The organism is Mitsuaria sp. WAJ17, assembly GCF_014174515.1.
Classification (GTDB): Bacteria; Pseudomonadota; Gammaproteobacteria; order Burkholderiales; family Burkholderiaceae_C; genus Roseateles_B.
This window is the reverse complement of sequence record NZ_JACJUG010000007.1, coordinates 94,437-119,573: the sequence shown is the minus strand read 5'-3', so window position 1 is coordinate 119,573 and position 25,137 is coordinate 94,437. Positions and strand designations below refer to the sequence as shown.

Sequence of the window (25,137 nt, the reverse complement as noted above, 5' to 3'; positions counted from 1 at the left end):
GGTCTCAAGGCTTGAACCAGGCTTCCACCAGGCGCACCCACATGGAGCCACCCAGTGGGATCAGCTCGTCGTTGAAGTCGTAGCTGGGGTTGTGCAGGGTGCAGGGCCCCAGGCCGTGGCCGCCCAGGCGGTGGGTGCCGTCGCCATTGCCGATCAGGAAATAGCAGCCTGGAATCTGCTGCAGGTAGTAGCTGAAGTCCTCGGCGCCCATGGTGGGCTCGAATTCCTGCACGTTGGCGGGACCCACAAGCGCCTCCAGCACGCCGCGCACGAAGCCCGTTTCGGCGGGGTGGTTGATGGTGGGTGGGTAGTTGCGGCGGAATTGGAACTCCACCTCGCAGTCGAAGGCCTCGGCCGTGGCGCGGGCCACCTTCTCCATGCGTTGCTCGATCAGGTCCAGCAACTCCAGCGTGAAGGTGCGCACCGTGCCCTGCAGCTCGGCGTGGTCGGGCACGACATTGGTGGCCTCGCCGGCCCGCAGCATGGTGACCGAGATCACGCCGGCGTCCAGCGGCTTCTTGTTGCGGCTGATGATGGCCTGGAAGGCGTTGACCATCTGGCAGGCCACGGGCACCGGATCGATGCCCAGGTGCGGCATGGCGGCATGGCAGCCCTTGCCGCGAATGGTGATCTTGAACTCATTGCTGGACGCGAAGACCGGGCCGGACTTGAGCGCGAACTCGCCGGCCTTCATGCCTGGCCAGTTGTGGATGCCGAAGATGGCCTCCATGGGGAACTGCTCGAAGAGGCCGTCCTTGATCATCTCGCGGGCACCGCCGCCGCCTTCCTCCGCGGGCTGGAACACGAGGTAGACGGTGCCGTCGAAGTTGCGATGGCGGGCCAGGTGCTGGGCCGCCGCGAGCAGCATGGCCGTGTGGCCGTCATGGCCGCAGGCATGCATCTTCCCCGCATGCTGGCTGGCATGGGCGAAGGTGTTGCGCTCGGTCATGGGCAGGGCGTCGATGTCTGCCCGCAGGCCCAGCGTGCGCGTGCTGCTGCCGTTCTTCAGGATGCCCACGACGCCGGTCTTGCCCAGGCCGCGGTGCACCGGGATGCCCCAGGCCGTCAGCTGCTGCGCGATCAGCTCCGAGGTGCGTTCTTCCTGGAAGCAGAGCTCGGGGTGGGCGTGGATGTCGCGGCGCAGGGCGGTGAGGGCCGCGGCGCCCGCGAGAATGTCGGGGATGAGTTTCATGGACAGGCTCCAGGAGCCGGTGCGGGACCGGTCCTGGGGCAGTGTACCTGCCGTGCCAACGCCGCCGCCTGCTCAGCGCTTGACCTTGCCGTCCCCCGTGAGCATGGAGAGCTCGACGAAGTTGGAGGCCACATGCCGGCCCGGACCGAACTTCACCGGGAAGCCGCCGGCGTTGTAGTTCTGCAGGCTCTCCAGTGCGCTGACCAGGGCTTCGCGGCTGCCCTTGCCATTGATGCGACGCAGGCCCTCGCTGAGGACCTTGGCGGCCAGGAAGCCCTCCATCGCCGTGTAGTTCAGCACATGGCTGCCGCCGGCCTTCTGCGCGGCGGCCTGGTACTCCGCAACCACGCCCGTGGCGACGCCGAAGGGATAGGGCATGACCTGGCTGACCAGGATGCCGTTGGCCTCCCGGCCCAGTTCATCCAGCAGGGCCTGGGTGCCCACGAAGCTCACATTGAAGAACTGGCCGGAGTAGCCCGCACGGCGCGATTCGCGGATGAAGGCCGCACAGCTCTTGTAGGCGCTGATCAGCACGACCGCCTCGGGCTGGGAGGCCGCCAGCTTGCGCGCCGCCTCGGCCACGTCCACGCTGTTGCGCTGCACGGTGGCGGTGGCATGCACGGTCAGCTTGCGCTGCGTCAGGGCGCGCACCACGCCGTCCAGGCCGGCCTTGCCATAGGCGTCGTCCTGGTGGAAGACGGCGATCTTGCTGAGGCCCAACTGGGTCAGTTGCCGGACGATCAGGGCTGTCTCGTCGTTGTAGGACGCGCGCAGGTGAAAGACCCAGGGATTGGCCGGATCGCGCAAGGCCTCGGCGCCGGTCAGGGGCGCGAAGAAGGGGATCTTGGACTGCTGCACCAGGGGCAGGGCGGCCAGGCAGGTGGGCGTGCCCACGTAGCCGAAGAGGGCGAACACGTGGCTGGAGATCAGTTGCTCGGTATTGGCCTTGCAGCGTTCGGGCTCGTAGCCGTCGTCCAGGGTGCGCAGCTCCACGGGCAGCCCGCCGATGCCGCCGCTGGCGTTGACGCCGTCGAAGTAGAGCTTTGCGCCTGCCTGCATCTGCAGGCCCAGTTGGGCTGCGGGGCCGCTCAGCGGTGCCGATTGGCCCAGCACGATCTTCTTTTGGTCCTGGGCCCGGCTCCACAGGGGCAGGGCGGACAGGCTGGCGAGTTGGGCAAGGGCAAGGCGGCGGTTCATGGGCGGAGGGGGGACTGCAAAAAGCCGCGAAGCGTATCGCAAATCTAGGGTTTACCCTGTAACGAATTGCCGATCTTCGCCCCTGCGGTTCTTCCAGGTGGACCGCTTGTGCAATAGTGCTCGCATGAACGCCCCCGAGCCCGCCATCGCCAGCCGCGTCGTCCACGGCGCCTGCCCCCACGACTGCCCCGACACCTGCGCCCTCAAGATCACCGTCGAGAACGAGCGGGTGGTCAAGGTCCAGGGGCGGGCCGAACACCCCTCCACCCACGGCGCCCTGTGTACCAAGGTTTCGCGCTACCCTGAGCGCACCTACCACCCGGAGCGCCTGCTGCAGCCGATGAAGCGGGTCAGCGCCAAGAACGAGGCCCCACGCTTCGAGCCCGTCAGCTGGGACCAGGCCCTGGACGACATCGCCGCCCGCCTCAGCGCCATCGCCGCCCGCGACCCCCAGGCCATTCAGCCCTACAGCTACGCCGGCACCATGGGCCTGGTCCAGGGTGAGAGCATGGCTGCGCGCTTTTTCAACGCGCTCGGCGCCGCACGGCTGGACCGCACCATCTGCGCCTCCGCCGGGGCCGAGGCGCTCAATGCGACCTATGGCAGCCGCGTGGGCATGCACCTGCGCTTTTTCGCCGAGAGCCGGCTGATCCTGATCTGGGGCAGCAACTCCATCGCCTCCAACCTGCATTTCTGGACCTATGCCAACCAGGCCAAGCGCAATGGCGCCAAGCTGATCTGCATCGATCCCCGCAAGACGGAGACGGCCGACAAGTGCCACCAGCACATCGCCCTGCTGCCCGGCACCGATGGCGCCCTGGCCCTGGGCCTGATGCACGAACTGATCCTGAACCGGTGGCTGGACCAGGACTACCTGGACCGCCACGTCGAGGATTGGCATGCCCTGCGCGAGCGCGCCCTGCAGTGGCCGCCCGAGCGCGTGGCCGAGGTCTGCGGGATCACGGTCGAGGAAGTGCGCCAACTGGCCCGCGACTACGGCACGACGGTGCCCGCCGCCATCCGCCTTAATTACGGCATGCAGCGGGTGCATGGTGGCGGCAACGCGGTGCGGCTGGTCGCGCTACTGCCCTGCCTGATCGGCGCCTGGAAGCACCGGGCCGGCGGCCTGCTGCTGTCGGCCTCGGGCTGGGCCGCGCGGGTCAAGAACACCAAGGCCCTGGAGCGCCCGGACCTGCTGGCGGGCCGCCGGCCGCGCATGGTCAACATGAGCGCCATCGGCGAAGCTCTGTTGCGTGAGGACTCGCCCGACTTCGGTCCGCGCATCGAGGCCCTGGTCGTCTACAACAGCAATCCCGTGGCCGTGGCGCCGTACACCGCGCAGGTCCTGCGCGGTTTCCAGCGGCCGGGCCTCTTCACCGTGGTGCTGGAGCACTTCATGACCGACACGGCCGACCAGGCCGACTACGTGCTGCCCGCCACCACGCAGCTGGAGCACCTGGACGTGCATACGAGCTACGGCCACACCGATGTGCTGCGCAACGAGCCGGCCGTCGCGCCGCTGGGCGAGGCCAAGCCCAACACACAGATCTTCCGCGAGCTGGCCGCGCGCATGGGCCTGGACCATCCCTGCTTGCGCGAGACCGACGAAGAGCTGGCCGCCCAGGCCTTCACCGACGCCATCGACCAGGACCTGCTCAAGGCCCAGGGTTTCGTCAGCCTGGACCTGCCCGAGGCGCCGTTCGCCGAGGGCGGCTGGCCCACGTCCACAGGCAAGGTGCAGTGCATCTCGCCGCTCTATGGCCTGCCCGACCACGTGCCCAACCGCGAGAGCCGGCTGAGCAGCCCGCAGCTCGCGGCGCGCTACCCGCTGGCCATGATCTCGCCGCCAGCGCGCAACTTCCTCAACAGCAGCTTCGTCAACGTGAAGAGCCTGCGCGACATCGAAGGCGAGCCCCTGGTCGAGATGCATGCGGACGACGCCGCGGCGCGTCACCTGACCCATGGCGGCATGGTGCGCATCTTCAATGACCGCGGCAGCCTGCGGTGCCGGCTGCACATCAGCGAGCGCGCGCGGCCGGGCGTGGTCAACGGCCTGGGCGTGTGGTGGCGCAAGCTCTCGCCGGGCGGCGAGAACGTCAATGCCGTGACCCACCAAGGGCTGACCGACATCGGCGGTGGCGCCACCTTCTACGACTGCCTGGTCGAGATCGCGGCTGCCTGATGCGAGCCGTGGGCCGTGCCGTTCTGTGGGCGGCCGCGCTGCTGCCCTGGTTGGCTGGCTGCGCCCAATTGGGCTATCTCGGGCAGGCCGTGGGTGGGCATCTGCAGCTGGTGCAGGCGGCCCGGCCGGTAGCTCAGTGGCTGAGCCAGCCGGATCTCGATCCCGCCCTGCGCGAGCGCCTGCTGCTCAGCCAGCGCCTGCGGGACTACGCCACCACTGCGCTGGCCCTGCCGGACAACGCCAGCTACCGCCGCTATGCCGAGCTGGACCGGCCCGCCGCGGTCTGGAACGTGGTCGCGGCGCCGCCCTTCAGCCTTCAGCTCAAGACCTGGTGCTACCCGCTGATGGGCTGTGCCGGCTACCGGGGCTACTTCGACCGCCGCGCCGCGCTGGCGCTGGCCGATCGTCTGAAGGGGGAGGGCTGGGAGGTGCAGGTCTATCCCGTGCCGGCCTATTCGACCTTGGGCTGGGGCAACTGGCTGGGCGGCGATCCCCTGCTCAGCACCTTCATCCGGGACGGCGAAGGCGAGCTCGCGGGCCTGATCTTCCACGAGTTGGCCCACCAGCAGGCCTACGCGGCGGACGACACCGAGTTCAACGAGAGCTACGCCACCGCAGTGGAGCGCATGGGCGCCCGACGCTGGCTGGCCGAGTACGCCGGCGCCGAGGCTGCGGTGGCCTACGAGCGCCAGCGCCGTCGTCGTGACGAGTTCCTGGCCCTGGCCCTGCGCGGACGCGAGCGCCTGGCCCTTGCCTACGGGCAAGACCTGGCCCCCGAGGCCCGCGAGGCGGCCAAGCGCGAGGCCCTGATGGCCATCCAGGCCGACTATCGCCAGTGGCGCGACGGCCCCTGGCAGGGCTGGGCCGGCTACGACGGCTGGTTCGCCCGCGCCAACAACGCCGCCTTCGGCGTGCTGGCGGCTTACCACGGCCTGGTGCCCGCCTTCGAGCGGCTCTTCGTGGCCCTGGGCTCGGACTGGGGGCGCTTCCATGCCGAGGTGAAGCGCCTGGCGGCCTTGCCCCGGGCCCGGCGTCGGCTAGAGTTGGGCTCTCCCGAATGACGCTGCTGCGACACCGACACCATGGCTGACATCCACATCCACCGCGACCATCAACTGGGCCTCGAGAAGGCCCGTGAAGTGGCCTGGGCCTGGGCCGAGCAGGTCGAGCAGAAGTTCGACATGGAATGCACCGTGATCGAGGGCGACACCAGCGACACGGTGGAATTCGAGCGCTCCGGCGTCAAGGGACAGTTGATCGTCACCGGCGACCATTTCGAGCTCGAGGCCAAGCTCGGCTTCCTGCTGGGCGCCTTCAAGAACACCATTGAGGCCGAGGTCCAGAAGGAACTCGACGCCCTGCTGGCCAAGTCCCAAAGCGGCAAGAAGGCCACAAAGAAAAAGCCAGGCTAACGCCTGGCACCTCAGCGGTCGCTGTCGCCTACGCCACAGGGTTTGACCTGCGCGGCGCAGCCCGCGCCTCCAACGGATCGTGCGGATCCGGCTCCGCCGGTCCGCCACGATCGCCCCCCTGGGGGGCTCGCGAAGCGAGCAGGGGGGGGTTACTTCAAGCCTTCGATGAGGTCGATGTACTGCTGCATCGCCTCATCATTGCTGGTGCCCTTCAGGGCGGCCCAGGCGTCGTACTTGGCTCGGCCGACCATGTCGGTGAAGCCGGGGCGCGAGCCTTCCACGTCACCGCTGCTGGCCTGCTTGAACAGGGCATAGATCTTGAGCAGGGTCATGTTGTCGGGGCGCTCGGGCAGGTTCTTGGAATCGGCCACTGCGGCGTCGAATTGCTCTTTGAGGCTCATCTCGTCTCCTTGGGTTTTGCGGCACCAAAGTTTGGTGACAATCGGGATGGACACCGAGCATATTACCCAGCAATGTCTGGGTCAGACACTCTAGAACGAGGAGCACGCCTTGGCCGCAGCAGAACGCATGTCCCGGGTCGATACCGCCTGGTTGCGGATGGATACCGAGCAGAACCTGATGATGATTGTCGGGGTCTGGACCTTGCGGCCGCGGCTCTCGCTGCAGGACCTGCGCCAGCGGGTCGAGGAGCGCCTGCTGCAGTATCGGCGCTTCCGCCAGAAGGTGGTGGAGGACGCACTGGGCGCGCAGTGGGTCGATGATGAAGAATTCGACATCGCCCGCCACGTCGTGCCTGGCACGCTCAAGCCCGCCCGCGGCCAGACGCTTCAGCAGGCCTTGCAGGACCGCATCGGCGCGCTGTGCGCCGAGCCGCTGGACCCGGCCCATCCCCTGTGGCAGTTCGAGCTGGTCGAGGACATGGACGGCGAGAGTGCGCTGATCGCCCGCATCCACCACTGCATCGCCGACGGCGTCGCGCTGATCGCGGTGATGCTGTCCATCACCGATGGCGGCAAGCCGCCGCCCAAGCGCCGGCGCAGCGAGCCCGTGGTCGAGGAGGACCACGACTGGCTCACCGATGCCTTGCTCAAGCCCATCACCGACCTCACCATCAAGGCCATCGGCGTCTCGGGCGCGGCCATGTCCAAGGGCGTGGACCTGATGATGGCGGCCGACCATCCCATCGACCATTCCCTGCATGCTGCCAAGCTGGGCTACCAGGCGGTCAGCGATGTCGCGGCCTTCGCGCTGATGTCGGATGACTCGCCGACCAGCCTCAAGGGCAAGCCCGGCACCGTCAAGCGCGTGGCCTGGGACGAAGGCCTGCCGCTGGATGCGGTCAAGGCCGTGGGCAAGGGTTTCAACTGCTCGGTCAACGATGTGTTGCTGTCCTGCGTGGCCGGCGCCATCGGCCGCTACTTGCGCTCGCGGGGCGAAGAAGTCGAGGGCAAGGAGATCCGCGCCATGGTGCCGGTCAACCTGCGGCCGCTGGAGAAGGCCTACCAACTGGGCAACCGCTTCGGCCTGGTGCCCCTGGTGCTGCCCATCGGCATTGCCAATCCGGTGGAGCGGCTCTACGCGGTGCGTGCGCGCATGCGGGAACTCAAGGGCAGCTTCCAGCCCATCATGGCCTTCGGCCTGCTCTCGGTGGCGGGCCTGCTGATCAAGCCGGTGCAGCACGCCATGCTCAACATCTTCGCGAAGAAGGCGACGGCGGTGATGACCAATGTCCCCGGCCCGGCGCAGGCCCTGACGTTCTGCGGTGCCACCGTGGACCGGGTGATGTTCTGGGTGCCGCAGTCCGGCGACATGGGCGTGGGCGTGTCCATCCTGACCTACGCCGGCAAGGTGCAGTTCGGCCTGATCACGGACGAGAAACTGTGCCCGCATCCGCAGGCCGTGATCGATCAGTTTGCGCCCGAGTTCAACCAGCTGCTGATGCTGGCCCTGATGCTGCCCTGGGGCGATGAGCAGCTGACCGAGGTGGACGGCGCCTGAGCCGCGCGGCGCGTGCGGCCATGAGAAAAGCCAGGCTGCGGCCTGGCTTTGTCCTGCCTGGAAGCCTGGGCTGGCGTGGGCCAGCCCCATGCATCACTTGGTCTTCTGGGCCTTGGGGCGGCCGGCGGCAGTGGGGTAGGCCGACATCACGCGGGCCGGGTCGGCGTTGTCCAGGTAGGCGACGTACTGGGCTTCGGTGCACTTCAGGGCCTTGCCTTCGGTGTGCTCGCCGCGCAGTTGGCCTCGGGCGTAGACGAAGCGGTATTCGTTGTCGTCGCGAGCGGTGTCGAAGCTCACGGCGTGCTGGGCGGCGCATTCCGCACGCAGGGCCTGCACTTCGCGGCTTTCAACCGGCTTTGCGGCCTGGGCCAGGGAGGTGCCCAGCAGGGCGGCCAGGGCGATCAGGTGGAACTTCTTCATGATGCAACCTTTGCGAGTGCGGTGAGACGGTGCGGCGCGGGCCCCGTGGACCCGCTCGGCGGTAAAAGTGCACACAGCTTAGCGGGCCGCAAGCCCGATGACCATTGAGGACATCCACCGAGGAGGGGCGCAATCCGTGCGCTTTCCCACGAATCGTCGGGGTCGCCCCCGCGGCTGCGGGGGCTGGGTCGGCGCCAAATTCAGGGCTTTCCCGAGTGCGGCTTCACTCCTCCAGCTCTTCCTTGGCCAGTTCCACATCCAGGCACTCCATGGCGTCCATGGGCTCGCAGGCGGCGGCGTCGGCATAGAGCTGCTCGGCCAAGGCCATGCGCTTGTCACCCTCCAGCATGACCAGCCCGTTGGCGCGCTCGATCATGGCGATGGCGCTGGTCGGATTGAGCTTGAGGGCCTGCTCGAACATCTTCAGGCCGGTGGCGGTGTCGGCCCCCTGGGTCTTGCCCAGCAGCTTGCCGACCTTGTCGATCACCTCGGCGTGGAAGGCGCCCAGGGCGATGTGGGCGTCGGCATGCTTGGGGGCCAGTTCGATGGCCTTCTCAAGCGCGGCCTTGACCTTGCCGCCAAGGCCCTGTGCCAGGGCCTTGGCCACGCTGATGCCCTGGCTGTAGCGGCCCAGGGCATAGGCCTGCCAGTACCAGGCGTTGGCGTTCTTGGGCTCTTCTTCCTGCTGAGCCTCGGCCCGCTCGGCGACCTCCAGGAACATCTCCAGCTTGGTCTTTTCCTTCTTCTCCAGGTAGTTGGCGTAGATGGCCTGGGCCTTGTTGGCCACGGTGATGCCGGCGCCGCCTGCGGCCAGGCCGGCCTCGTAGGCCTTCTGGAAGTCGCCGGCGTGGAAGTGGATCCAGGCCTGCTGCACGGCGGCGTCCTTGGGGAAGGGCTCGGCGTCGCCGGCATGCAGGCGGGCCCAATGCTTCTTCAGGCTGGCGGCGTCGTGCTGGAAGGCCGCGTTGTCGTAGGGGAAGGCAGTCCACTTGGCCATCGATGTCTCCGTGTTGTGTCGGTATCAGGTGTCTCGGGGGGGGGCAGGTCTTGCTCCGAGCCTCGGGCTAGCCGGTGTATCGGCCTGCGAGCCTGAAGAGATGCTCGCGGGAGTCGGGTTCGAGATAGGGCAGCAGGGTGCTCAGCACATGGAAGGCGCCGCGCATCAGCGCGCTGCCGGCACGGTCGGGCTCCAGGGCATGGCGCGGGTCACGCACGTATTCGTAGCTCAGCCAGTAGCTCTGCAGCACCACCATGGCTTCGGCCGTCGGGCCGGCGTCGCGGCTCTCCATGCGCAGCGCGCCGCCATGCTGCAGGCCGGACAGCACCGCGCGCATGGCCTGGCCCTTGTGCGCCAGCACGGTCTGGAAATGCGTCTCCAGCTTGCGGTTCTTGGAGAGCAGGTCGTTGAGGTCGCGGTAGAGGAAGCGGTGCTTCCAGATCAGCTCGAAGAGCATGTGGAAGAAGAGCCAGGCGTCTTCCACGTTGCGGACGTTGTCCGAGGCGCCCAGCAGTTCGGTGAGCTCGCGCTCATAGGCCGCGAAGAGCGCGTTGATCAGCTCGTCCTTGGCCGGGTAGTGGTAATAGAGGTTGCCGGGGCTGATGTTGAGCTCGGCCGAGATGAGCGTGGTCGAGACGTTGGGTTCACCGAAGCGGTTGAACAGGTCCAGCGTGACTTCGAGGATGCGTTCTGCGGTGCGCCGCGGCTTCTTGGTGGCCATGGAGTGCTTTTAGTGGCTGTCTCGGCTGATTCTGGCACCAAGACGAGTCCCTACTCTAGGGGTTTGGCTCCAGCGCCTGCAGGAAATTGGCACGCTCCCTACAATCCGCCGCCATGCAAAGCCCCACCCCTGCAGCGGCCGCCCCCACGGGCCGCGAGCACCCGGCCCTGCGCTTCGAGTCGGTCTCCAAGACCTACCGCGGCGGCCAGGTGAAGGCCCTGGACCAGGTCTCCTTCGACATCCAGCCCGGCGAGTTCTTCGGCCTGCTGGGCCCCAACGGGGCCGGCAAGACCAGCCTCATTTCCATCCTTGCCGGCCTCTCGCGGGCCAGCAGCGGCCGCGTGCGCGTGCTGGGTCATGACGTGGTGGACGACTACGCCGCGGCCCGCAAGTGTCTGGGCGTCGTGCCACAGGAGCTGGTTTTCGACCCCTTCTTCTCGGTGCGCGAGGCGCTGGAGATCCAGAGCGGCTACTTCGGCGTGCGCAACAATGGTGACTGGATCGACGAGCTGCTGGAGAACCTGGGGCTGGCCGACAAGGCCCATGCCAACATGCGCCAGCTCTCGGGCGGCATGAAGCGCCGCGTCCTGGTGGCGCAGGCCCTGGTGCACCGCCCGCCGGTGATCGTGCTGGACGAGCCCACGGCGGGCGTGGACGTGGAGCTGCGCCAGACGCTGTGGGCCTTCATTGCCCGGCTGAACAAGCAGGGCCACACCGTGCTGCTGACCACGCACTACCTGGAAGAGGCGGAGGCCCTGTGCCACCGCATCGCCATGCTCAAGACCGGCCGTATCGTGGCTTTGGAACGCACCAGCAACCTGCTGGCCGGCAAGGCCTCGACCATGTTGCGCTTCAAGACCGACGCCGCCTTGCCGCAAGACCTGACCCCCATCTCCCGGGTGACTGGGCGCATCGTGCAGATCAAGGCGCATGACGCGGCCGAGGTCGAAAGCGTGCTGGCCCGCCTGCGAGCCGCCGGCGTGCCGGTGGAGGACCTCGAGATCGGCCGTGCCGACCTGGAAGACGTGTTCCTGGAGATCATGCAAGGAGCGCAGGCATGAGCGCGATTCGCCTGGAGGGTGCGCGCACCCTGTTCTACAAGGAAGTGCTGCGCTTCTGGAAGGTGAGCTTCCAGACCGTGGCCGCGCCGGTGTTGACCGCCGTGCTGTACCTGCTGATCTTCGGTCACGTGCTGGAGGACCACGTGAAGGTCTACGGCCATGTGGCCTACACCGCCTTCCTGATCCCGGGCCTGGTCATGATGAGCGTGCTGCAGAACGCCTTCGCCAACAGCTCCTCCTCCCTGATCCAGAGCAAGATCACGGGCAACCTGGTCTTTGTGCTGCTGACCCCGCTCTCCCACTGGGCCTGGTTCCTGGCCTATGTGGGCGCCTCCGTGGTGCGCGGCCTGGCCGTGGGACTGGGCGTCTTCCTGGTGACGGCCTGGTTTGCGCCGCCGGGGCTGGCGCAGCCGCTGTGGGTGCTGGTATTTGCGCTGCTGGGGGCTGGCATGCTGGGCGCCCTGGGCCTGATCGCCGGGCTGTGGGCCGAGAAGTTCGACCAGATGGCGGCTTTCCAGAACTTCATCATCATGCCCATGACCTTTTTGTCGGGCGTGTTCTATTCGGTGCACTCGCTGCCGGCCTTCTGGCAGGGCGTGAGCCACATGAACCCGTTCTTCTACATGATCGACGGCTTCCGTCACGGCTTCTTCGGCGTCAGCGACGTCTCGCCCTGGCTGAGCCTGGCCATCGTGGGCGCGAGCTTTGTGGCGGTGTCCGGCATCGCGCTGTCACTGCTCAAGCGCGGCTACAAGATCCGCGGCTGAAGTGGGGGGGGCGCCCGCGCGAAGCCCCGCTGCGCCACTGCGGAAGCCCCGGCTTGGCCGGGGCCTGCCGCGTCTCGGTAGAATCCCGCCCATCATGGCCGATCCCACTCCCGCTGAAGTTCAGCAATACATTGCCGACGGACTCCCCTGCCAGCTGCTGCAGGTGGAGGGTGACGGCCGCCATTTCTTCGCCACCATCGTCTCGGTGGAGTTCGAGGGCCTCACCCGCATTCGCCGCCACCAGCGCGTCTACCAGGCCCTGGGCGAGCGCATGCGCGAGCAGATCCACGCCCTGTCCATGAAGACGCTGACGCCAGCCGAGCATGCGGCCGAGCCGGCCGCGGCTGCTCATCACCACCGCTGACACCCCATCCGCTTGAAGCCGAGCGGGTGGCGGTGAGATGCCGCTCCAGGTGATCCCGCTGCCGTCCGCCGAGTCTACGAATCCAGACCGCAAAGGACGCCCATGATCACCCTGGCCCTCTCCAAGGGACGCATCTTCGAAGAGACCCTGCCGCTGCTGAAGGCCGCGGGCATCGAGGTGCTCGAGGATCCCGAGACCTCCCGCAAGCTGATCCTGCCCACCAACAGGCCGGACGTCCGCGTCGTGCTGGTGCGCGCGACCGATGTGCCCACCTATGTGCAGTACGGCGGCGCGGACCTGGGCGTGGCCGGTCGCGACGTGTTGATCGAGCACGGCGGCGCGGGCCTCTACCAGCCCCTGGACCTGCGCATCGCCAGCTGCCGCATGAGTGTGGCCACCCGCGACGACTTCGACTACGCCGCCGCCGTCAAGCAGGGCTCGCGCATCCGCGTGGCCACCAAGTACACCGAGATCGCCCGTCAGCACTTCGCGGACAAGGGCGTGCACGTGGACCTGATCAAGCTCTATGGCTCCATGGAGCTGGCCCCGCTGACGGGCCTCGCCGATGCCATCGTGGACCTGGTCTCCACCGGCAGCACGCTCAAGGCCAACCGCCTGGTGGAGGTGGAGCGCATCATGGAGATCTCCTCGCGCCTGGTCGTCAACCAGGCGGCACTCAAGCTGAAGCGCGAGGCCCTGCGTCAGCTGATCGACGCCTTCGCGTCGGCCACCCCCGCAGTCTGAAGGAGCCGCCATGCTGAAGCTTCGACAACTCGACACGCAGGACGCCGGCTTCGAGGCCGAGTTCCAGCGCGTGCTGCACTGGTCCGCAGACACCGATGCCGCCATCGAGACTCGCGTGGCCGAGATCCTGGCCGATGTGCGCGCCCGTGGCGATGCCGCGGTGCTGGAGTACACCGCCCGCTTCGATCGGCTGACGGCCGAATCGCTCGGTGCGCTGGAGCTGACCCGCGAGGAGCTCAAGGCCGCCTTCGACGGCCTGCCCGCCGCGCAGCGCGAGGCCCTGGAAGCCGCCGCCCGCCGCGTTCGCAGCTACCACGAGCGCCAGAAGGCTGCCTGCGGCGAGAGCTGGAGCTACCGCGACGAGGATGGCACCTTGCTGGGGCAAAAGGTGACCCCGCTGGACCGTGTGGGCATCTACGTCCCCGGCGGCAAGGCGGCCTACCCCAGCAGCGTGCTGATGAACGCCATCCCGGCGCAGGTGGCCGGCGTGCCCGAGATCATCATGGTCGTGCCCACCCCAGGCGGCGAGAAGAACGCCCTGGTGCTGGCCGCCGCCTACGTGGCCGGCGTGCACCGCGCCTTCACCATCGGCGGCGCGCAGGCCGTGGCGGCCCTGGCCTACGGCACCGCCACTGTGCCGCGCGTGGACAAGATCACCGGCCCCGGCAACGCCTATGTGGCCAGCGCGAAGAAGCACGTCTTCGGCCAGGTCGGCATCGACATGATCGCGGGCCCCAGCGAGATCCTCGTGCTGGCCGATGGCAGCACGCCGCCGGATTGGGTGGCCATGGACCTCTTCAGCCAGGCCGAGCACGACGAGCTGGCGCAGAGCATCCTGCTGTGCCCCGATGCGGGCTACATCGCGCAGGTGCGCGCGGCCATCGAGCGCCTGCTGCCCACCATGCCGCGAAAGGACGTGATCCGCGCCTCGCTGGAGGGCCGCGGCGCGCTGATCCTCACACGCTCCATGGAGGAGGCCTGCGAGATCAGCAACCGCATCGCGCCCGAGCACCTGGAGGTCTCCAGCCGCGAGCCGCACCGCTGGGAACCGCTGCTGCGCCATGCCGGGGCCATCTTCCTGGGCGCCTACACCAGCGAGTCCCTGGGCGACTACTGTGCCGGGCCCAATCACGTGCTGCCCACCTCGGGCACGGCGCGTTTCTCTTCGCCGCTGGGGGTCTACGACTTCCAGAAGCGCAGCAGCCTGATCGAGGTCAGCGAGGCGGGCGCCCAGAAGCTGGGCCCCATCGCCGCGACGCTGGCATATGGCGAGGGGCTGCAAGGCCATGCGCTGGCGGCAGAATACCGGTTGAAGTGATGCGATGGCGCTGCCGGTGCAGCGCTGTTGTTTATGGTCTGCAAAGCCCGGCTCGTCCGGGCTTTCTTCATGGGACTGGCACTATCCGGCTGCAAAGGACTTGGCCTAGGATGGCCCATCGCCAATGCTGCGGAGACTCGTGATGAGACTGTCGGACATGAAGGTGGGGATGCGCATCGGCCTGGGCTTCGCTGCCGTGCTGCTGATGTCGGGGCTGCTGGGCCTGCTCTCGATCTCGCGACTGGGGCTGATCCAGGCCAGTGTCAGCGACCTGGCAAGCAACTGGATGCCCAGCATCAAGGCCATCTCGGAGATCGATGACAAGGTCCAGTCGATCCGCCGGCTTGAGCTGCGCATGTGCCTCCTGGAGACCGTGTCGGAAGTCCAGAGTGTGATGGAGACCATCAAGTCCACGCGCGAGAAGGACCTGCCCAAGCTGATCAGTGTCTACGTGCCCTTGATTGCTTCGCCTGAGGAAGAGGCGGCCTGGAACGCGGCGAAGGCCAAGATCGACGCCTACCTGGCGGTGCAGGACCGCTTGATCGAGCAGCGCAAGGCTGGCAATCGTGCCGAGTACCAGGCCACCGTGGTCGGGGACTCCCTGAAGACCGTGGACGAGGCATCGTCAGCGCTTGCCAAGGTGGTCTCGATCAACGAGGGCGGCGCCGCGGCCAGCTATGCGGAGGCCAAGAGCACCTACGACAGCGTGCGCCTCACCTTGATGGTGCTGCTGGCGCTGCAGCTGGTGGCGGGCGGCCTGGTGGCGATGTTCCTGACGCGCAATACCGTCGATCCCCTGCAGCGCATGGTCAGCGTGGCCGAGCGGGTGGCCGGCGGGGACCTGGGCGTGGACGTGGACACCTCGCGGCGCGATGAGTTCGGCCGCCTGGCCTTGGCGCTGGAGGACATGCGCCAGTCCCTGAACCGCTCCATCGGCACCGTGCGCAGCAGCGCGGAGAGCATCGCCCTGTCCAGCAGCGAGGTCGCGGCGGGCTCCAGCGACCTCTCCGCCCGCACCGAGCAGATGGCCTCCAGCCTGGAGGAGACCTCGGCCACCATGCAGACCCTCAGCGAGACCGTGCGCCAGAACGCCGACGCCACCCGCCAGGCCACCGGCCTGGCCCGCGACGCCAGCCAGGTGGCCGAGCAGGGCGGGGCGGTGGTGGGCCGGGTGGTGGGCACCATGGAAGAGATCAACACCAGCTCGCGCAAGATCAGCGACATCATCGGCGTCATCGACGGCATCGCATTCCAGACCAACATCCTCGCGCTGAATGCCGCCGTCGAGGCCGCCCGGGCTGGCGAGCAGGGTCGCGGCTTCGCGGTGGTGGCCGGCGAGGTGCGCTCCCTGGCCCAGCGCAGCGCCGAGGCGGCGCGCGAGATCAAGTCCCTGATCGGGACCTCGGTCGATAAGGTCGATGCCGGCACCCGACTCGTGGCCGAGGCCGGCCAGACCATGCAGGAGCTGGTGCAGGCGGTGCAGCGGGTCAGCCACATCATCGAGGACATCAGCCGCGCCACCCAGGAGCAGAGTGTCAGCCTCTCCGAGGTCGGCCAGGCGGTGAACCGGCTGGACGAGGTCACGCAGCAGAACGCGGCCCTGGTGGAGCAGTCCAGCGCCGCGGCGGAATCGCTGCGGGACCAGGCGGCCCAGCTCAGCGCGGCGGTCTCGGGTTTCAAGACGGCCTGAGCAGGGCGGGCGTACCGGCCCAGCGTTCGACACCGGCGAATGGTGGCTTGAGGACACGAAGTTCGTGCAACACGAACTTCGTGTTACGCTGTGCCTCATGAAGAACGTCACCGTGACCATGGAAGACAGCGTGGCCGAGTGGGCCCGGCTGGAGGCCGCGCGGCGCAACACCAGCGTCTCCCGCCTGGTCGGTGAGCTGCTGGCCGAGAAGATGCGCCATGACGATGCCTACGAGCGTGCCATGCAGGACTGGCTGCACCGCGAGCGCAGCTGGGCCAGCGACGGTCAGGCCTATCCTGCCCGGGGCGCGCTGTGAGTGCCGCGCCCCTGGTCTTCGTCGATACCTCGGTGCTGATCCTCAGCGAGGACGGCGCCCGGCCTGGCGAGCAGGCCCAGGCCCTGGCCTGGCTGCGCGAGTTGTGGCAGCGCCGCGCCGGGCGCGTCTCCACCCAGGTGCTCAACGACTTCTACCGCCTCGTCACCACCCGGCTGCATCCCGCGATGCCCAATGGCGACGCCCGCGCCGAGGTGCGCCGCTACCAGCGCTGGCAACCCTGGGCCATCGACCACGCCACCGTGGAGAGCGCCTGGTCCATCGAGAGCCGCTTCGGCCTGGCCTATATGGATGCCCTGGTCGTGGCCGCTGCCAAGGCCCAGGGCTGCGAATGGCTGCTGAGCCTGGAGCTGGCCCATGGCCTGCAACTGGACAGCGTGCAGATCCTCAATCCCCTGCAGGCCGCGCCGGACGCCGTGTTCGCCGCAGGCAAGGCCTGACCCCGGAGCTTCCATGGATGAACTGAGCCAAGCCCTGTCCCGCATCCGCGAGGACGTGCGCCAGACCCAGGCCTACCCGGTGCAATCCGGCGCCGGCCTGGTCAAGCTGGACGTGATGGAGAACCCCTACCGCCTGCCCGAGGCCCTGCAGCAGCAGTTGGGCGAGCGCCTGGGCCGCGTGGCCCTGAACCGCTATCCGGCCGAGGGCACGCAGCAGCTGGCCGCGGCGCTGGCCCGCCATGCGCAGCTGCCCGCCGAGGGCTACGGCTTGACGCTGGGCAACGGCTCGGACGAGCTGATCTCCCTGCTGAGCCTGGCCGTGGCCCGGCCCGGCGCGGTGATCATGTCGCCCCTGCCCAGCTTCGTGATGTACGGCATCTCGGCCCAGTACCAGCACCTGCGCTTTGTGGGCGTACCCCTGCGGCCGGACTTCGAGCTGGACGAGGCGGCCATGCTGGACGCCATCGCCACCGAGCAGCCGGCCCTGCTGTACCTCTCGCATCCCAACAACCCGACCGGCAACCTCTGGGACGAAGCTGTCATCGAGCGCCTCATCGAGGCCGCGCCCGGCCTGGTGGTGCTGGACGAGGCCTACCAGCCCTTTGCCGAGCACGACGGCCTGGCCCTGATGCAGCGCCATCCCAAGGTGCTGATCATGCGCACCATGAGCAAGTTCGGCCTGGCCGGCGTGCGCATTGGCTATCTGATGGGCCGGCGCGAGCTGGTGGACCAGGTCGAGAAGCTGCGTCCGCCCTTCAACGTCAGCGTGCTCAATGCCGAGGCGGCGCTCTTCGCGCTGGAGCACGAGGCCGTCTTTGCCGAGCAGGCCGCCATCCTGCGTGCCGAGCGCGAGCGCCTGCATGGCGCCCTGCAGCAACTGAGGTGGGTGCAGGTCTTCCCCAGCCAGGGCAATATGCTGCTGGTGCGCGTGCCGGATGCCGCCGCGGTGTTCGCGGGGCTCAAGGCTCGCGGCGTGCTGATCAAGAACGTCTCCGGCCTGCACCCCTTGCTGCGGCAGTGCTTGCGCATCACCATCGGTACCCCGGAGGAGAACCAGGCCCTGCTGGCCGCCCTGCAAGCCGCCCTCATCGATTTGAACCTGCCCTGAACCTGCCGAAGTCCAGACCATGAGCACCGCCGCACGCATTGCCGAAGTCCGCCGCGACACCAAGGAGACGCAGATCCGCGTCCGCGTCAACCTCGATGGAACGGGGGAAGCCAAGCTGTCCACCGGCATCGGTTTTTTCGACCACATGCTGGACCAGATTGCCCGCCACGGCCTGATCGACCTGGAGATCGAGGCCCGCGGCGACCTGCACATCGACGGCCATCACACCGTGGAGGATGTCGGCATCACGCTCGGTATGGCCGTCGCCCAGGCCATCGGTGACAAGAAGGGCCTCACCCGCTACGGCCACAGCTATGTGCCCCTGGACGAGGCGCTGTCGCGCGTGGTGATCGACTTTTCCGGCCGCCCCGGCCTGGAGATGGACGTCAAGTTCACCGCTGGCAGCGTCGGCGCCTTCGACACCCAGCTGACCTACGAGTTCTTCCAGGGCTTCGTCAACCACGCCCTGGTGAGCCTGCATGTGGACAACCTCAAGGGCCACAACGCCCACCACCAGTGCGAGACGATGTTCAAGGCCTTCGGCCGTGCCCTGCGCATGGCGATGACGCTGGACCCGCGCTGCGCAGGCGTCATCCCTTCCACCAAGGGGACCCTGTGATGGCCAGCCGGACCGTTGCTGTCGTCGATTACGGCATGGGCAATCTGCGTTCCGTGTCCCAGGCCGTGATTCATGCGGCCGAGGGCCAGGGCGTGGAGGTGCTGATCACCTCGAAGCCGCAGGAGGTCTACGCCGCCGAGCGCGTGGTGCTGCCGGGCCAGGGTGCCATGCGCGACTGCATGCGCGAGCTGCGCGATTCAGGCCTGCAGGAGGCCGTGCTGGACGCCGCCACGCGCAAGCCGCTGATGGGCGTGTGCGTGGGCATGCAGATGCTGCTGGATCACAGCGAAGAGCAGGACACCCCCGGCCTGGGCTTGATCCCCGGCCGCGTGAAGCGCTTCCAGCTGGAAGGCCGCCTGCAGCCCGACGGCAGCCGCTATAAGGTGCCGCAGATGGGCTGGAACCGCGTGTTCCAGACCCGGCTGCATCCCGTCTTCGCCGGCGTGCCCGATGGTGCCTGGTACTACTTCGTGCACAGCTACTACACGGCGCCGACGGACCCCGCTCACAGTGCCGCCGAGACGGAGTACGGCGAGCGCTTTACCTGCGCCGTGGCCCGGGATAATATTTTCGCCACCCAATTCCATCCCGAGAAAAGCGCCGCGCTGGGCCTGGCCCTGTATCGCAATTTCCTGCACTGGAAGCCATGAGGACGTCCGCCGTCTCCCGCCCCTGCATGAGCGCCGCGTTATCCGCCTCGCAATCCCCTTCAACCTTCTCCCACCACCTGCATTTCGGCCATGCTGCTGATCCCTGCCATTGACCTGAAAGACGGCAAATGCGTCCGCCTGCAACAAGGCGACATGAACGCCTCCACCACCTTCGGCGAGGACCCTGCTGCCATGGCGCGGCGCTGGGTTGACGCCGGCGCCCGGCGCTTGCACCTGGTGGACCTCAACGGCGCCTTCGCGGGCAAGCCCGTCAACGAGGCGGCCATCAAGGCCATCATCCGCGAGGTGGGCGACGACATCCCCATCCAACTGGGCGGTGGTATCCGGGACCTCGACACCATCGAGCGCTACCTGGACGATGGGCTGTCCTACGTCATCATTGGCACCGCCGCGGTCAAGAACCCGGGCTTCCTCAAGGACGCCTGCTCGGCCTTCGGCGGCCACATCATCGTGGGCCTGGACGCCAAGGACGGCAAGGTCGCCACCGACGGCTGGAGCAAGCTCACCGGCCACGAGGTGATCGACCTGGCCCGCAAGTTCGAGGACTACGGCATCGAGGGCGTGATCTACACCGACATCGGCCGCGATGGCATGCTCAGCGGCGTGAACATCGAGGCCACGGTCAAGCTCGCGCAGGCGCTGTCCATCCCGGTGATCGCCTCGGGTGGCCTCTCCAACATGCAGGACATCGAGGCCCTGTGCGCCGTCGAGAGCGAAGGCGTGGAAGGCGTGATCTGCGGCCGCGCCATCTACACCGGCGACCTGGACCTCGCCGCTGCCCAGAAGCGGGCCGACGAGCTCTCCGAAGCCCAGGCCTGATCGCTCCCCAGCCTCCCTCTCCATCACAGGGCCGCTCGCGCAGCGGCCCTTGTTCTTGAAAGACCCGCCCCATGCTGGCCAAACGCATCATTCCTTGCCTGGACGTGACCGGTGGTCGCGTGGTGAAGGGCGTCAACTTCGAGTCCCTTCGCGACGCGGGCGACCCGGTGGAGATCGCCGCCCGCTACAACGAGCAGGGCGCGGACGAGCTCACCTTCCTGGACATCACGGCCACCAGCGACGGCCGTGACCTGATCCTGCACATCATCGAGGCCGTGGCTTCGCAGGTATTCATCCCGCTGACTGTGGGCGGCGGCGTGCGCTCGGTGCCTGATGTGCGACGCCTGCTCAATGCCGGGGCGGACAAGGTCAGCTTCAACTCGGCCGCCGTGGCCCGGCCCGAGCTGATCCGCGAGGCCTCGGAGCGCTACGGTGCGCAGTGCATCGTTGTGGCCATCGACGCCAAGCGCCGCCAGGGCGATGACCTTGCCGCGCGCGGCGAGGGCTGGGACGTCTACACCCATGGCGGTCGCAAGAACACGGGCCTCGACGCCCTGCAGTGGGCCCGCCAGATGGCCGAGTTCGGCGCCGGCGAGATCCTGCTGACCAGCATGGACCGGGACGGCACCAAGATCGGCTTCGACCTGGCGCTCACGCGCGCCGTCAGCGACGCCGTACCCGTACCCGTGATCGCCTCGGGCGGCGTGGGCACCTTGGAACACCTGGTCGATGGCATCCAGATCGGCGGCGCCGACGCTGTGCTGGCCGCGAGCATCTTCCACTACGGCCAACACACGGTGGGCGAGGCCAAGGCCCTGATGGCCAGCCGTGGCATCGAGGTGCGGCAGTGAAGTCACGATCGAAACCCGAGGCCGCCCCGGCTGCGCGTGCGAGACCCCAGGGCGCGCCGCGCCTGGCACCGGCCGAGGTTCGCATCATCGGCGGCCAGTGGAAGCGCTCCAAGCTGCCGGTGGCCCACAAGCCCGGCCTGCGCCCCACGCCGGACCGCGTGCGCGAGACCCTGTTCAACTGGCTGGGCCAGGACCTCTCCGGCTGGCGTGTGCTGGACGCCTTCGCCGGCAGCGGCGCCCTGGGCTTCGAGGCCGCCTCGCGGGGGGCCGACGACGTGCTGCTGCTGGAGCGCGATGGCGAGCTGGCGCGCAGCCTCAATGCCTCCAAGGCCCGGCTCAAGGCAGAGACCCTGCGCGTGGAGGCCGTCGATGCCCTGGCCTGGATGGCCCGCAGCGAGCGGGCCCGCTTCGAACTGGTGATGCTGGACCCCCCCTTCGACGCAGGCCTCTTCGAGCCCGCCCTGCGCGCCGCGGCGCCCCTGGTGGTGCCGGGCGGCTACCTCTACATCGAGGCCCCCGAGCCCCTCACGCCGGCGCCGGAGCTGGGCCTGCAGCCGCATCGCAGCGGCAAGGCGGGGGCCGTGCATTACGCCCTGTTCCGCCGCGAGGGCTGAGCCGCGTTCGAGTGGACGAAACCCCGTCCGCCGGGCGGGTACGGGGGCGAGGGATAATCCGGGCGCCGTCGCCCCCGCCACCCGCTGCAGTACTCCCGCTTTACACCGCGACGGCCAGGAGCCTGTGTTGACCACCGCCAAAGTGCTGACCGCCGTCTATCCCGGCACCTTCGATCCCATGACCCTCGGGCATGAGGACCTGATGCGCCGCGCCAGCCAACTCTTCGAGCGCCTGATCCTGGCGGTGGCCGCCGGCCATCACAAGAACACGCTCTTCTCCCCGGACGAACGCCTGGAGATCGCCCGCGAGGTGGCCGCGCGCTACCCCAATGTCGAGGTCATCGCCTTCCGCGGGCTGCTGCGCGACTTCGTCCAACAGCACGGTGGCAAGGTGGTCGTGCGCGGCCTGCGCGCCGTCAGCGACTTCGACTACGAGTTCCAGATGGCGGGCATGAACCGCAAGCTGATGCCCGATGTCGAGACCGTCTTCCTGACGCCCTCGGACCAGTACCAGTTCGTCTCAGGCACCTTTGTGCGCGAGATCGCCAAGCTGGGCGGTGATGTCTCGCAGTTCGTCTCGCCCTCGGTCAGCGCCCGCCTGGCGGACCGCGTGGCCAAGCAGGCCTCGCAACCCTGAAGGCCGGACAGGAGTCGCGCCATGGCACTGATGATCACTGACGAATGCATCAACTGCGACGTCTGCGAACCCGAATGCCCCAACGAGGCCATCTCCATGGGCGAGGAGTTCTACCAGATCGACCCGGGCAAATGCACCGAGTGCGTGGGCCACTTCGACGAGCCCCAGTGCGTGCAGCTGTGCCCCGTGGCCTGCATTCCGGTTAATCCCGAGCACGTGGAGAGCCGCGAGACGCTGATGCAGAAGTTCCTGCGGCTGACGCAGGCGGCGGCCTGATCGGGGGGGCCTGACTCAGGCCAGGTTCCAGACTTCGCCATAGCCCGGAGGTCTCGGCCATCGGTCCGCCGTGGGCCGCAGCGCGGCCTGTTCGTGCAGCCATCGCCTTGCCAGCATCCAACCGCCATGGCTGACGACCAGGGCGTCCGGCGGCAGGGCGCAGGCGGCCACGCGGTCCAGCAGGGCCTGTAGGGACTCGCCACCCGCCGGCGTGAAATGCAGGAAGTCCGCCACCCAGGCATCGATCTCGGCCTTGGGGATGTCAGACCAGGGGCGGCCGTCCCAGGCGCCGAAGTCCATCTCCCGCAAATCGTCCCGCTGGTGATGCGTCCAGCCCCAGCGCCGCAGCCAGCGGCCGGCGTCGGCGCAGCGCGCCAGGGGCGAGGTCCAGATCTCATGCGCCAGGCGCTGCCGCCGCGCGTGGGCCTGGATGCGACGGGCCAGGCGCTTGGCGCGACGCCAATGCACAGGCACGTCGCTGCCTGCGCCGATGCAGCGCCCCCTCACGCCCTCGGGGCGTGGATGGCGCCAGACCGCGATGCCTTTTGCACTGGCCATGGGGTCAGGTCGTGCCCAGGCCCAGGTGGGGCAGCATCGCCAGTGCTGCGAGCAGCAGCAGCAGCTCGCTGAGCTGCTGGCTGGCGCCAAGGTTGTCGCCCGTGTAGCCGCCCAGGCGGCGGCGCAGCCAGCGGTGCATCCATCCCAGGGCCAGGCCTGCCGCGCCGGCCTGCGTCGCCAGCATCAGCAGGACCTCGCCCAGCGGCCAGGGGCCGGTCAGCAGCGGCAGTGTGAGGACCACCGCCATCAGCACCGCGGCGGCCAGCGAGCCGACGCCGATCTGCGTGGCCAGGGGCTTGGCCTTGGCATGCTCGGCATCGCCCGCGTAGGGCAGGCTGCGCATCAGCAGCAGCGGGGCCAAGCGAGAGGCCATGTGGCCCCAGGCCAGCAGCAGCACGGCCAGCAGCGGAGCACGCTCGGCCAGGGCGGCCAGGGCCGCGGCCTTGAGCCCCAGCAGCAAGACCAGGCCCAGGGCGCCGTAGCTGCCCAGGCGTGAGTCCTTCATGATCAGCAGGGCCTTCTCGCGGCTTACCGCGCCGCCCAGGCCGTCACAGGTGTCGGCCCAGCCGTCCTCGTGGAAGCCGCCCGTGAGCCAAACGCTGGCCGCAATGGCCAGCAGGCCGGCGATCAGCGGCGGGAAGACCAGCAGCGCGCCGCCGAAGACCGCCGCGCTGAACAGGCCCACCAGGGCGCCCACTGCCGGGAAGTAGCGCGCGCACTGCTGCAGCCAAGCTGGCTCGAACCCTACCCAGGCCGGAATGGGCAGCCGGGTGAAGAACTGCAGGGCGATGAAGAACAGGCGGAGTTCGTGCAGCAGGCGGCGCATGCGTGGAAGCGGCCGGGCATGCCGGCCGCAGGCCGCGAGCCATGCGATCAGCCCTGCTCGGGCGGGTTCAGAGGGAGCTCGATGATATAGCCCGTGCCCGGCCGTGGGTCCGGGTCCAGGCGGATGCGCCCCTGCATCATCTGGCACAGCTGGGCCACCAGGTGCAGGCCCAGGCCCTGGTCCTGGACGGCATCCCAGCCCTGCAGCAGCTGCTCGCGCAGGGGCGCGGGCAGGCCGCGGCCGTTGTCGCGGTAGTGCAGCCTGGCCCAGTCGTCCTCGCGCTGCAGGCTGAGCGTGATGCGGCGGTCGCCGATGCCCTCGAAGGCATGGGCGCAGCTGTTGCGCAGCAGCTTGGCAAGCAGCTGGGAAAGCTGGCCGCCGCACATCACCACCGGCGCGGCGTCGGGCAGGTCCAGTTCCAGGCGTGCGCGGGCGCCCTTGAGCAGGGCTCCGTGCACGCGCAGGATGTTGCGCAGGTACTCGCAGAGATCGAAGGCGCTGACCTTCTGCTGGGATTGGTCGGCGGCATAGGTCTTGAAGCCGGAGAGCAGGTCCGAGGCGCGGCGCAGATGGGCGCCGGCCAGTTGGCTGGCGTCGGCGATGCGCTGGGCCAACTCGGCAGCCTCGGCTGCGGTGAGCCTGCCGCCGCGCAGGCTCTGCAGCAGGCGCTGCGCGAATTCATCCAGCCCCGAGCAGGCGGTGACGGCCACGCCGATGGGCGAGGCGATGTCGTGCGTCATGCCGGTCACCAGGCCGCCCAGGGCCGCCAGGCGCTCCTGCTCGATCAGCCGGCCAGTGGCGCGCAGCTCGCGCTGGCCATGCGTCATCAGAAGCAGCTGCTCGTGCTCGCGCGCCAGCAGGTTCAGCAGCTCCGCGCTGCAGCGCCCGGCCAGGGCCTGCATCAGCTCCAGCGCGAAGAGGCGGCGCTCCCAGGGAATGGGTGCGCGGTCCATGATGCACAGCAGGCCGATGACGAGGCCCTCTCCGTCCACCAGGGGCAGGCCCAGGTAGCTTTGCACGCCGATCTCGGCCAGCAGGCTGTCGGTGGGGTAGGCCTGCTTGACGCCGCTGGCGTGGTAGCACACGGCGCCATCGGCCACATTGCGGCAGGGCGTGCCCTGCAGGGAGTAGTTGAAGGGGGGCAGCTGGCGGCCATCCTGCCAGAAGGCCAGCAGCTGGGCACGCAGGCCCTGCGGCGCATGCTCGATCTTGCCGAGGAAGCAGACCTGGACTGCCAGCTCCCGTGCCAGGCTGCCGCTGACGGTCTCGAAGAATGCACCGCCATGCAGCGCCCCGATGGCCAGGTTCAGCGCGCGCAGTGCCTGCTCGATGTTCGGCCCCGGCATGCTGCTCATGGCGG

29 protein-coding genes are annotated in these 25,137 nt (G+C 68.5%); 20 read left to right on the top strand and 9 right to left on the bottom strand.

Annotated features, from left to right (window positions below):
• Positions 1-4: 4 nt before the first annotated feature.
• Together H5407_RS07655 and H5407_RS07650 are read right to left on the bottom strand one after the other, a co-directional pair.
• The gene (locus tag H5407_RS07655; protein WP_183103851.1) at positions 5-1,192 is read right to left on the bottom strand and encodes a M20 aminoacylase family protein; all 1,188 of its coding nucleotides are present in this window, start codon (positions 1,190-1,192) and stop codon (positions 5-7) included.
• A 72-nt stretch (positions 1,193-1,264) separates the two neighbouring features.
• Positions 1,265-2,389, bottom strand: a complete 1,125-nt coding sequence (locus H5407_RS07650; RefSeq protein WP_183103850.1) for an ABC transporter substrate-binding protein — start codon at positions 2,387-2,389, stop codon at positions 1,265-1,267.
• A 124-nt stretch (positions 2,390-2,513) separates the two neighbouring features.
• On the opposite strand from H5407_RS07650, the gene H5407_RS07645 reads away from it, so the two are divergent.
• The 3 genes from H5407_RS07645 to H5407_RS07635 are packed head-to-tail and all read left to right on the top strand — an operon-like array spanning position 2,514 to position 5,983.
• A complete protein-coding gene (locus tag H5407_RS07645; RefSeq protein ID WP_183103849.1) occupies positions 2,514-4,571 on the top strand; it encodes a molybdopterin-dependent oxidoreductase in 2,058 nt (685 codons plus the stop codon).
• A complete protein-coding gene (locus tag H5407_RS07640) occupies positions 4,571-5,632 on the top strand; it encodes an aminopeptidase (RefSeq protein WP_183103848.1) in 1,062 nt (353 codons plus the stop codon). The genes H5407_RS07645 and H5407_RS07640 overlap by 1 nt, the downstream gene beginning before the upstream one ends.
• A 21-nt stretch (positions 5,633-5,653) precedes the next feature.
• Positions 5,654-5,983, top strand: coding sequence for a polyhydroxyalkanoic acid system family protein (locus H5407_RS07635; protein WP_183103847.1), 330 nt, complete (start codon positions 5,654-5,656; stop codon positions 5,981-5,983).
• A 149-nt stretch (positions 5,984-6,132) separates the two neighbouring features.
• Here the strand turns inward: H5407_RS07635 and H5407_RS07630 are convergent, their stop codons facing one another.
• Positions 6,133-6,384 (bottom strand): acyl-CoA-binding protein, encoded by a 252-nt coding sequence (locus H5407_RS07630; RefSeq protein WP_183103846.1) that lies wholly within the window; start codon positions 6,382-6,384, stop codon positions 6,133-6,135.
• Between the two features lie 127 nt (positions 6,385-6,511).
• On the opposite strand from H5407_RS07630, the gene H5407_RS07625 reads away from it, so the two are divergent.
• The gene (locus H5407_RS07625; protein ID WP_183103914.1) at positions 6,512-7,942 is read left to right on the top strand and encodes a wax ester/triacylglycerol synthase family O-acyltransferase; all 1,431 of its coding nucleotides are present in this window, start codon (positions 6,512-6,514) and stop codon (positions 7,940-7,942) included.
• A gap of 93 nt (positions 7,943-8,035) precedes the next feature.
• Here H5407_RS07625 and H5407_RS07620 read toward each other — a convergent pair whose 3' ends face one another.
• The 3 genes from H5407_RS07620 to H5407_RS07610 all read right to left on the bottom strand — a co-directional run bounded on the left by H5407_RS07620 (position 8,036) and on the right by H5407_RS07610 (position 10,080).
• Complete coding sequence (locus H5407_RS07620) at positions 8,036-8,362, bottom strand: hypothetical protein (protein ID WP_183103845.1); 327 nt, start codon at positions 8,360-8,362, stop codon at positions 8,036-8,038.
• A gap of 223 nt (positions 8,363-8,585) precedes the next feature.
• On the bottom strand, positions 8,586-9,359 hold the full coding sequence (locus tag H5407_RS07615; protein WP_183103844.1) for a hypothetical protein: 774 nt from the start codon (positions 9,357-9,359) through the stop codon (positions 8,586-8,588).
• A gap of 67 nt (positions 9,360-9,426) precedes the next feature.
• The gene (locus H5407_RS07610; RefSeq protein WP_183103843.1) at positions 9,427-10,080 is read right to left on the bottom strand and encodes a TetR/AcrR family transcriptional regulator; all 654 of its coding nucleotides are present in this window, start codon (positions 10,078-10,080) and stop codon (positions 9,427-9,429) included.
• Between the two features lie 113 nt (positions 10,081-10,193).
• Between H5407_RS07610 and H5407_RS07605 the strand changes: the two genes are divergently transcribed.
• From H5407_RS07605 to H5407_RS07530, 16 genes are all read left to right on the top strand, one after another.
• Complete coding sequence (locus H5407_RS07605) at positions 10,194-11,141, top strand: ABC transporter ATP-binding protein (protein WP_183103842.1); 948 nt, start codon at positions 10,194-10,196, stop codon at positions 11,139-11,141.
• A complete protein-coding gene (locus H5407_RS07600) occupies positions 11,138-11,908 on the top strand; it encodes an ABC transporter permease (protein ID WP_183103841.1) in 771 nt (256 codons plus the stop codon). Before H5407_RS07605 ends, H5407_RS07600 begins: the two co-directional genes overlap by 4 nt.
• A 94-nt stretch (positions 11,909-12,002) precedes the next feature.
• Positions 12,003-12,272: a BolA family protein gene (locus H5407_RS07595; RefSeq protein WP_183103840.1), complete on the top strand. Its 270-nt coding sequence runs from the start codon at positions 12,003-12,005 to the stop codon at positions 12,270-12,272.
• Between the two features lie 102 nt (positions 12,273-12,374).
• A complete protein-coding gene (hisG, locus tag H5407_RS07590; protein WP_183103839.1) occupies positions 12,375-13,016 on the top strand; it encodes an ATP phosphoribosyltransferase in 642 nt (213 codons plus the stop codon).
• A gap of 10 nt (positions 13,017-13,026) precedes the next feature.
• Positions 13,027-14,334, top strand: coding sequence for a histidinol dehydrogenase (gene hisD / locus H5407_RS07585; protein ID WP_183103838.1), 1,308 nt, complete (start codon positions 13,027-13,029; stop codon positions 14,332-14,334).
• Between the two features lie 142 nt (positions 14,335-14,476).
• A complete protein-coding gene (locus tag H5407_RS24660) occupies positions 14,477-16,024 on the top strand; it encodes a methyl-accepting chemotaxis protein (protein ID WP_183103837.1) in 1,548 nt (515 codons plus the stop codon).
• Positions 16,025-16,121: 97 nt separating this feature from the next.
• Positions 16,122-16,340 (top strand): CopG family transcriptional regulator, encoded by a 219-nt coding sequence (locus tag H5407_RS07575; RefSeq protein WP_183103913.1) that lies wholly within the window; start codon positions 16,122-16,124, stop codon positions 16,338-16,340.
• The gene (locus H5407_RS07570) at positions 16,337-16,798 is read left to right on the top strand and encodes a PIN domain-containing protein (RefSeq protein ID WP_183103836.1); all 462 of its coding nucleotides are present in this window, start codon (positions 16,337-16,339) and stop codon (positions 16,796-16,798) included. Before H5407_RS07575 ends, H5407_RS07570 begins: the two co-directional genes overlap by 4 nt.
• A 13-nt stretch (positions 16,799-16,811) precedes the next feature.
• The gene (gene hisC, locus H5407_RS07565) at positions 16,812-17,906 is read left to right on the top strand and encodes a histidinol-phosphate transaminase (protein WP_183103835.1); all 1,095 of its coding nucleotides are present in this window, start codon (positions 16,812-16,814) and stop codon (positions 17,904-17,906) included.
• Between the two features lie 19 nt (positions 17,907-17,925).
• On the top strand, positions 17,926-18,525 hold the full coding sequence (gene hisB / locus H5407_RS07560) for an imidazoleglycerol-phosphate dehydratase HisB (protein ID WP_183103834.1): 600 nt from the start codon (positions 17,926-17,928) through the stop codon (positions 18,523-18,525).
• Positions 18,525-19,175 carry an imidazole glycerol phosphate synthase subunit HisH gene (gene hisH, locus H5407_RS07555; RefSeq protein WP_183103833.1) on the top strand — a complete coding sequence of 217 codons (651 nt, stop codon included), beginning with the start codon at positions 18,525-18,527 and terminating at the stop codon, positions 19,173-19,175. The genes hisB and hisH overlap by 1 nt, the downstream gene beginning before the upstream one ends.
• A gap of 90 nt (positions 19,176-19,265) precedes the next feature.
• Entirely contained in the window at positions 19,266-20,015 is a 750-nt protein-coding gene (hisA, locus tag H5407_RS07550; RefSeq protein ID WP_183103832.1) for a 1-(5-phosphoribosyl)-5-[(5-phosphoribosylamino)methylideneamino]imidazole-4-carboxamide isomerase, read from the top strand.
• 71 nt (positions 20,016-20,086) lie between these two features.
• Positions 20,087-20,866 (top strand): imidazole glycerol phosphate synthase subunit HisF, encoded by a 780-nt coding sequence (gene hisF / locus H5407_RS07545; protein ID WP_183103831.1) that lies wholly within the window; start codon positions 20,087-20,089, stop codon positions 20,864-20,866.
• Positions 20,863-21,480 (top strand): 16S rRNA (guanine(966)-N(2))-methyltransferase RsmD, encoded by a 618-nt coding sequence (gene rsmD, locus H5407_RS07540; RefSeq protein ID WP_183103830.1) that lies wholly within the window; start codon positions 20,863-20,865, stop codon positions 21,478-21,480. Before hisF ends, rsmD begins: the two co-directional genes overlap by 4 nt.
• Positions 21,481-21,607: 127 nt before the next feature.
• Positions 21,608-22,117, top strand: a complete 510-nt coding sequence (gene coaD, locus H5407_RS07535) for a pantetheine-phosphate adenylyltransferase (RefSeq protein WP_183103829.1) — start codon at positions 21,608-21,610, stop codon at positions 22,115-22,117.
• A gap of 21 nt (positions 22,118-22,138) precedes the next feature.
• Positions 22,139-22,393: a YfhL family 4Fe-4S dicluster ferredoxin gene (locus tag H5407_RS07530; RefSeq protein ID WP_183103828.1), complete on the top strand. Its 255-nt coding sequence runs from the start codon at positions 22,139-22,141 to the stop codon at positions 22,391-22,393.
• Between the two features lie 15 nt (positions 22,394-22,408).
• Here the strand turns inward: H5407_RS07530 and H5407_RS07525 are convergent, their stop codons facing one another.
• Genes H5407_RS07525 through H5407_RS07515 form a run of 3 tightly spaced genes read right to left on the bottom strand, consistent with a single transcriptional unit; the run spans position 22,409 to position 25,132 of the window.
• On the bottom strand, positions 22,409-22,951 hold the full coding sequence (locus H5407_RS07525; protein ID WP_183103827.1) for a histidine phosphatase family protein: 543 nt from the start codon (positions 22,949-22,951) through the stop codon (positions 22,409-22,411).
• A gap of 4 nt (positions 22,952-22,955) precedes the next feature.
• Positions 22,956-23,777 carry an adenosylcobinamide-GDP ribazoletransferase gene (gene cobS / locus H5407_RS07520; protein WP_183103826.1) on the bottom strand — a complete coding sequence of 274 codons (822 nt, stop codon included), beginning with the start codon at positions 23,775-23,777 and terminating at the stop codon, positions 22,956-22,958.
• A 47-nt stretch (positions 23,778-23,824) separates the two neighbouring features.
• The gene (locus H5407_RS07515; protein WP_183103825.1) at positions 23,825-25,132 is read right to left on the bottom strand and encodes an ATP-binding protein; all 1,308 of its coding nucleotides are present in this window, start codon (positions 25,130-25,132) and stop codon (positions 23,825-23,827) included.
• Positions 25,133-25,137 lie beyond the last annotated feature (5 nt).